The following is a 6,695-nucleotide window of genomic DNA, read 5'->3' as shown; positions in this document are numbered from 1 at the left end:
GTTCTGGTCGGGATGTGCTTCTGCAATGAAACGAGGATTGGAAATTCTCGGTATCGGCATTATCGACATTGATAGTCGGGATTGTATGATGCTACGTGCGGAACAGACACCGGACAAGGCGTATCTGGAAAAGCAAGGCGAAGATTACAACCTTGTGGACTGGTATCTTGACGTGCTCCGCAAATACAAGGACAAGTTGCTCGGCATAACACGTTATGTCGTTGCAGATGCATGGTTCTCAAAGGCAAAGTTCGTGGGTGAAGCCTGTCTGCTGGGATTCCATGTCATCAGCCGCCTGCGTGATGATGCCGCCTTGTGGTATTCACATAACGGTGTCCGCACAGGCAAACGGGGACGACCGCGTGTCAAAGGCGAGAAGATTGATTTTGAGAAACTCGACCTTCAGCATTGCGAGATTCTCGACATTGAAGGAGGAAGGGCTTACTCAGTCAAGGCCTATTCAAAAGCAATGAAACGCAACATCAAAGTCGTGGTTCATTATCCAGAATCAGGAGGACATAAAATCTATTTCTCCACCGATCTTGACATGTCGGACAAAGACATCATCGAATACTACCGTACACGATTCCAGATTGAGTTTTGCTTTCGGGATTCCAAGCAGTTTACCGGACTCAATGATTGTCAGGCAAGAGACTTGAGGAAACTCGACTTCACTTTCAATGCTTCACTGGCCTCGGTAAACATCGCAAAGGTCATGCGGCAACGATACTATCCGTCGCTTTCCATCGGACTGCTAAAGGCCTATCTGAGTAATATTTATATGCTCAAAAGAATTTTTAGCAAGTCCGGTCTGAAACCGAACAGAACTTTTAATACTAAACTTATCAAAGAACTCTTTGGCATAGTGGCAGAAGCCGCTTAGCCGATATGTTGAATTTTTAACGGACTATTAAAGAAAAAGAAGTATTATTTAATGGCACTGGCGAGCTTGCTGATGGCCGTTTGCAGTGAAGATATGGAAACGTCCGGTCCGGACGAGGGAAACGGCGGGAAAGACGGCAGGGAACTGACCTTCCTGTTTTCGGGAACAGCACGGGGTTACGTCCCTTACACAAAAGCTGAGGGAGGCATTGCCTCGAATGCGGAAAACGAGTTGAGTACGCTTGATATTTATGTGTTCGGTGAGGACTCGCTGAGTAGCGCGGATCCCAAACCGGTTGTATTGGAAGAAATCCTGCGAAGTGGTGCGGACGCTGCTGTTGCAGCCAATACATTTGCGCTGACGACTTCGGGGAAAGATAACCTGGTGACTATTTCCGTCGGGGAGGAAAAGAAATTTTATTTTGTAGCGAATGCACGCGGCCAACTGTCTTTGGCTGATGTGCAACTGCATAAGACAGACACGGCTTCGTTTAAGGAAAAACTCGGTAACTCGCAGAAAGACCTGATAGCCTGCCCGATGTTGATGAGCGGAAGTTGCTCAACAGATCGCATTGAGTAATGCTCCCGGACAGGGCCCGTTGTTTGCCGGTAGTGAGTGGGACGCTGCCGAGCGGGTATAATTGCCGTTGATCGACTTCTCGACAGTGAGTGGTTCGAATGCCGGGGTTGCTCCGGGTGTGTTCTATCTGTATCCTACGAATAAGACAACGGAAGAGATTAAATTCAATCTGATCGGTCATAGTTCGAGTAGTGAGGATACACAGGTTGTTCCGGTTAAGTTCTTTGATATACAGGGTGCTTCGGTCAGTATTCAGGCCAATCACCGGTATACGGTGCAGGTCGACCCGGCAGGTCGGGGCAGTTTGACTGCCACATTGAAAGTCGAAGACTGGCTTGTGGGCGATACGATGGATGTTCAGACGGATTGGGGAACGATTGGGCTGAGTTGTGAGGATGCCCTTTAAAGATAATAGGCTTACATTCGAGGCGGAAAAGGCGGCGGATGCGGACATTCCAATTACATTGTCTGTCGCTTGTGATGGTGTGTGGGAATTGGAAAAAGACGGAACTCTGGATTGGCTGGAAGCAAAAGTCGTTACAGGTGAGGGCGGAGTCACTAATTCATTTACCGTTCAAATACTTACAACTAATTATTCAGCCGAACAGCGTCAGGGTGTTATAACCGTTGTAAATAAAAATCAACCGTCTGTTCGTCAGTCGTTAATTGTCGTTCAGAAAGGAAATGAACAGGCTGCAATCACATTCTCAGCCGACCTTTCGTCGATTGGGGGAGCCTCGCTGATTGGGAATGTCTTGAAGATGCCGGCAAGCCAAAAGGAAGCTATAACGGTTCAGGTTGCGACCGGTATTTCCGATTGGAAGCTAAAGGGCGGTTCATATACGGGACTGGCTGTAAGTAAAACCGAAGTTGGACTTTCTATTACTCCAACGGAAAACAAAAGTACAAACAGCCGTACAAATACAATTACGCTAACAGACGGGAGGAGTTGTATTTAAAAGGGGAGACTTCCGATAAAAAACATCGCTTTCAACGAAAGTGGTTTCTGAAGTAGTGGTCACCGTATGTAATATCATCGAATTGTCTAATCATTATAAATAAGAAGCAGATATGGCTACAGTAAAATTTGGATATACACCAACCCATCCCGGAGAAGTGCTTAAGGATGAAATAGAATACCGTAAAATTTCACAGCGGCAACTGGCACAACAGATAGGTATACCCTACAAAGCTCTAAATGACCTGTTGAATGGGCGACGTTCGTTGACCACTGCGACAGCTATGATGCTAGAAGCGGCGCTGGACATCCCTGCTGATTCACTGATGCGCTTGCAACTGAAATATAATATGCAGCAAGCTAGTAACGATCAAACGTTTATGGAGCGTCTAAACCAAATACGTAAGTTTGTCGCTTTGTTGTAAGGCGGTATTTGTATGAGAGAAATATAAATAAAACAGCCGCAAATTTCAGGACAAGAGATTTGCGGCTGTTTTATATATTGATCAGAAATGATTAATTCTGTTCTTTCAGGATTACATCGTGTGCACCACCTTCTACGATACTTGTAGAAGAGACCAGTGTGATCTTGGCATTTTTCTGTAAATCAGGAATTGTGATGGCTCCGCAGCTACACATAGTAGCTTTGATTTTACCTAATGTCAGATTGAGGTTGTCTTTCATTTTTCCTGCATAAGGCACGTAGCTGTCTACTCCTTCTTCAAACTTCAGTGAAGCGGTGCCTCCCATATCGTAGCGTTGCCAGTTCTGGGCACGGTTTGAACCTTCACCCCAGTATTCTTTTACGAAATTATTGCCGATGCGCAGTTTCTTTGTAGGAGACTCGTCGAAACGGGCGAAATAACGTCCCATCATCAGGAAGTCGGCACCCATTGCCAGGGCAAGTACCATATGGTAGTCATGTACCAGGCCGCCGTCGCTACAGATAGGAACATAAATACCGGTCTGTTCTTTATATTCGTCACGCGCCTGGGCGACATCGATCAGGGCAGTAGCCTGTCCGCGGCCGATACCTTTCTGTTCACGGGTAATACAGATAGAACCGCCACCGATACCAACTTTGATGAAATCGGCTCCGGCTTTTACCAGATATAAGAAACCTTCTCTGTCTACCACGTTTCCGGCACCAACCTTAACTTTATCGCCATATTCTTTTTTGATCCATTGCAATGTTTCGCATTGCCATTCGGAGTAACCGTCGGAAGAGTCGATACATAATACATCTACACCGGCTTCAACCAATGCGGGGACACGCTCCATATAGTCGCGGGTATTGATACCGGCACCAACCAGCAACTTCTTATCTGCACCGGAAAGTTCGTTCGGGTTTTCGCGGTGGTTGTCATAATCCTTGCGGAATACGAAATAAGCCAGATTCTGGTCTTTGTCTATGATAGGAAGTGTATTCAGTTTATGATCCCAGATAATCTGGTTGGCTTCTTTCAACGAGATGCCGACTTCACCGACGATCAGTTTGGAGAAAGGAGTCATGAACTCTTTTACTTTGGTGGAAAGATCGTCTTTTTCGGCCCGATAGTCTCGGCTGGTAACCAATCCCAGCAGTTTACCGTTAGGAGTTCCGTCGTCGGTAATACCGATGGTGGAATGTTCTGTCTGATTAACCAGGTCGATAACGTCGGCCAACGTGTTTTCGGGAGTCAGGTTAGAGTCGCTGGTGACAAAACCTGCTTTGAACTTTTTCACTCTTCTGACCATCTCTGCCTGGCTGGCGATTGGCTGTGAACCGAAAATGAATGAAAGACCACCGTTACGGGCTAGTTCGATAGCCAGCTCAGGACCGGATACCGATTGCATGATTGCCGAAACAAACGGGATATTTAATTCAATAGGAGACTTCTCGCCGACATTGTGTTTGACAAGTGATGTTTTCAGTGAAACATTTGTGGGCACACATTGTTTGGTGGTCAAACCGGGAATAAGCAGGTATTCTCCGAAGGTTCTAGATACATCGTTTAAGTAAACTGCCATATGATTAATATTTACAGGATGAATTTTTGTGCAAAAGTACTGAATTCTGTTCAGATATGTTTTCATTTAGGTGCATTTTTCATACTAATTAAAGGACTATTGTCTGAGGAAGGGAGGCATCGGAACTTTTTCAGCGGATGGAATGTTATATATGTGAATTAAGGAGGAGGAATATTTTATGAAAATGGTAGTAGATAAGGCGAACTCTCGTGGATATGCAAATCATGGTTGGCTTAAAACATATCATACATTTAGTTTTGCAAATTATTACAATCCCAAAAGGGTACATTTCGGGATGTTGCGTGTGTTGAACGATGACACGGTTGCTCCGAGCGAAGGCTTTGACACACATCCGCATAAGAATATGGAAGTGATATCCATACCGCTGAATGGCTATCTGCGTCATGGCGACAGTATACAGAACAGTGAGACCATTACCCCGGGTGATATCCAAGTGATGAGTGCCGGTACAGGTATTTTCCACAGTGAATTTAATGACAGTGCCGAACGGCAGCTTGAATTTTTGCAGATATGGGTTTTCCCTCGTGAGGAAAATACAAAACCGAAGTATAATAATTATGATGTACGTTCTTTACTGAAGAAGAATGAGTTGTCGTTGATCCTTTCGCCTGACGGTGAAACACCGGCTGCGATCAACCAGGATGCCTGGTTCTCGATAGGTGAACTGGATGCGGGGCAGATCAAGGAGTATAAACTTCATAAGAAGGGTACAGGCGTTTATCTTTTCGTTATCGAAGGAGAAGTGGAAGTGAATAACACAGTGCTTTCCAAACGCGATGGTGCCGGTTTTTATGAAACTGACAGTATTACGATAGAAGTGCTGAAAAATTCGCGGATCTTATTGATGGAAGTTCCGATGAATTGATAGTATCTGATCTTTTGGGTGAATATAAATCTGAAAGAGTCTGAAGGAGGTATGTCAGGAATGGCACACCTCCTTCTATTTTTTTAGTAGTCCCTGTCAGACAGAAAATCGATCATCCGCAGGATGGCCCTGCTACAGGCCGGACAGAAGGGGGCATAATCACGCATCATACAATGGTCCATCGGGCGATAGATACCTTTGGATATGTAACCGCCTCCTTCAAATACACCGGGTTTGTCTTTATGCGCATCGTCCAGTGGGGTGGGTACCGGAGTTTTGGCAGGCAAAAGGTCTTTCCATTTGCTGTCGAAATCGACCAATGTGGTGATATTGGGCTCCCAGGGTTCGTATTTCAGATTGTAGAAATCCTGATAGGCGACTTCGGAGGAAAAATACTCGTCGGCCAGTCCGGCAAAGCTGTGTCCGAATTCATGAACGAAAACATGCTGTGTCCGCTCATTATCGGCTGTTCCCATGGCGTAGAAGTTGTACATGCCTCCCCCTCCGTAGGTGTCGGTGTTGACCAACAGGAATATAGCATCGCAGGGAACATTCCAGACTGCGTCGCGGATGGATTTCATATCCGGTGTTGTCAGGTAACGGTCTACGCCGAACGTATAATATCCTGAATTTAAGGCGGTGTTCTTATAGATGCCTTTTCCGGAGATGTCTGTTCCCCGGTCTTCCGAAATCAGGTTGACAGCCCATACATTAAAATCTTCCCGTTGTGTTGTGTACGGAGGTGTCTGGAACAACGATTCCGTGAATTTTTTAGCATCGGCAACGAATTTTTCCTGATCGTCAGCCGTATATCCTTCTGCAATAAAAACCAGGTCGACCTTCTCACTGGAGTCTCCCTTGTATTGGATTTGTGTGACTTTGTTGTCCTTGAGTTTTCCGCGATCGATAAAAATGCTGGCCGGGTCGATATCCATTTTCAACAGGGGATGGAATTGCATGTCCGCCTTGTCGCGGGCTGTGATCTCAACTGTTACGGTTGCTTTCGGATAGGGAACCGAGATGCTGTTTGTCCATGCTTGTGTTTCGGTCTTGGCTTGTTCTGTGCTGCGCCACTCTTCAAAAAGCGTATTGAATCCGCGTGAATAGATTAGTTCGTTATTTGATTTGTCGTATATGTTGACGTAGTAACCTCCGTAATTGAATTTGTCAATCAGGTTTTTTACCGGGCCTCCCCATACGGGTTCTTCCCGCAACTGTTGGATAGCGGCTGCCTGAAATTGGGAATTGCCGCTTAAAGCAAAGTCGATCCGTAAACTTTTTTTGGTGAAGTGTTTGTCAAAGTCGCTTTGCGCCAGGCAAGCAAGGCTGCAAAGGCATGTTATCAGAAGCAAGGAAATTTTTGTTTTCATCTTTTGGTG

At 45.7% G+C, this 6,695-nt stretch carries 8 protein-coding genes; 6 read left to right on the top strand and 2 right to left on the bottom strand.

What is annotated here, in order from left to right:
* From NBH15_RS09285 to NBH15_RS09265, 5 genes are all read left to right on the top strand, one after another.
* A partial coding sequence (locus NBH15_RS09285; RefSeq protein ID WP_250822529.1) for a transposase occupies positions 1 to 883 on the top strand: 883 nt, incomplete at its 5' end.
* 51 nt (positions 884 to 934) lie between these two features.
* Positions 935 to 1,462, top strand: a complete 528-nt coding sequence (locus tag NBH15_RS09280) for a hypothetical protein (protein WP_250822528.1) — start codon at positions 935 to 937, stop codon at positions 1,460 to 1,462.
* 67 nt (positions 1,463 to 1,529) lie between these two features.
* Entirely contained in the window at positions 1,530 to 1,868 is a 339-nt protein-coding gene (locus NBH15_RS09275) for a hypothetical protein (protein ID WP_128134231.1), read from the top strand.
* Entirely contained in the window at positions 1,858 to 2,421 is a 564-nt protein-coding gene (locus tag NBH15_RS09270) for a BACON domain-containing protein (RefSeq protein ID WP_303228645.1), read from the top strand. The genes NBH15_RS09275 and NBH15_RS09270 overlap by 11 nt, the downstream gene beginning before the upstream one ends.
* Positions 2,422 to 2,533: 112 nt before the next feature.
* Entirely contained in the window at positions 2,534 to 2,845 is a 312-nt protein-coding gene (locus NBH15_RS09265) for a HigA family addiction module antitoxin (protein ID WP_186960030.1), read from the top strand.
* A 91-nt stretch (positions 2,846 to 2,936) separates the two neighbouring features.
* Here NBH15_RS09265 and NBH15_RS09260 read toward each other — a convergent pair whose 3' ends face one another.
* Positions 2,937 to 4,430: an IMP dehydrogenase gene (locus NBH15_RS09260; protein WP_007658983.1), complete on the bottom strand. Its 1,494-nt coding sequence runs from the start codon at positions 4,428 to 4,430 to the stop codon at positions 2,937 to 2,939.
* A gap of 178 nt (positions 4,431 to 4,608) precedes the next feature.
* Here NBH15_RS09260 and NBH15_RS09255 point away from each other — a divergent pair, with 178 nt between their 5' ends.
* On the top strand, positions 4,609 to 5,316 hold the full coding sequence (locus NBH15_RS09255) for a pirin family protein (protein WP_250822526.1): 708 nt from the start codon (positions 4,609 to 4,611) through the stop codon (positions 5,314 to 5,316).
* 83 nt (positions 5,317 to 5,399) lie between these two features.
* Here the strand turns inward: NBH15_RS09255 and NBH15_RS09250 are convergent, their stop codons facing one another.
* Complete coding sequence (locus NBH15_RS09250) at positions 5,400 to 6,686, bottom strand: M64 family metallopeptidase (RefSeq protein WP_250822525.1); 1,287 nt, start codon at positions 6,684 to 6,686, stop codon at positions 5,400 to 5,402.
* Positions 6,687 to 6,695: the final 9 nt, after the last annotated feature.

The organism is Parabacteroides caeci, from assembly GCF_023656795.1.
GTDB lineage: Bacteria > Bacteroidota > Bacteroidia > Bacteroidales > Tannerellaceae > Parabacteroides > Parabacteroides segnis.
Note: the sequence above shows the minus strand (reverse complement) of the source record. Positions and strands in the feature narration are given on the sequence as shown.